Below are 776 nucleotides of genomic sequence, written 5' to 3' on the forward strand. Positions count from 1 at the left end.
GCTCCAGCACGGCAGCCATCGAAGGGTTCTGCAGTTTGGCCAGTTCCGGTTGGGTCATGATGCCCAGGGACAGCACGTTCACCAGCATCAAAAACAGCAGCACGGTGATAAAACCGATCACGGTGGCCTTGCCGACGTCGCTGCGTTTTTCTGCACGGGACGAGAAGATGCTCGCGCCTTCGATGCCGATAAACACCCACACGGTGACCAGCATCATGTTGCGCACCTGATCGACCACGCTGCCAAATTGCGGGTTGCCCAGGCCCCAGATATCGCGGGTAAAAATATCCGCCTTGAACGCCACGGCGGCGATCACGATAAACATCAGCAACGGCACGATCTTCGCCACGGTGGTGATCTGGTTGATGAACGCCGCCTCCTTGATGCCGCGCAGCACCAGAAAATGCACGGCCCACAGCAGCAGCGAGGCGCAGCCGATGGCGACTGGTGTATTGCCTTGGCCGAATACCGGGAAAAAGTAGCCGAGGGTGCTGAACAGCAACACGAAGTAACCGACGTTGCCCATCCACGCACTGATCCAATAACCCCAGGCCGACGAAAACCCCATGTAGTCACCGAACCCGGCCTTGGCATAGGCGTACACGCCGGAATCCAGTTCGGGTTTGCGATTGGCCAGGGTCTGGAACACAAACGCCAGGGTGAGCATGCCGACGGCGGTGATTGCCCAGCCGATCAGCACCGCGCCCACTTCGGCGCGTGCGGCCATGTTCTGCGGCAGTGAGAAGATCCCGCCGCCGATCATTGAGCCCACGACC

At 59.9% G+C, this 776-nt stretch carries 1 protein-coding gene; it reads right to left on the reverse strand.

What is annotated here, in order from left to right; genetic code table 11:
- Window positions 1-776, reverse strand: a 776-nt coding sequence (locus FEM54_RS33395) for an amino acid permease (protein WP_138454379.1), incomplete at both ends; no start/stop codon positions are given.

This window comes from Pseudomonas edaphica (genome assembly GCF_005863185.1).
Lineage (GTDB): Bacteria > Pseudomonadota > Gammaproteobacteria > Pseudomonadales > Pseudomonadaceae > Aquipseudomonas > Aquipseudomonas edaphica.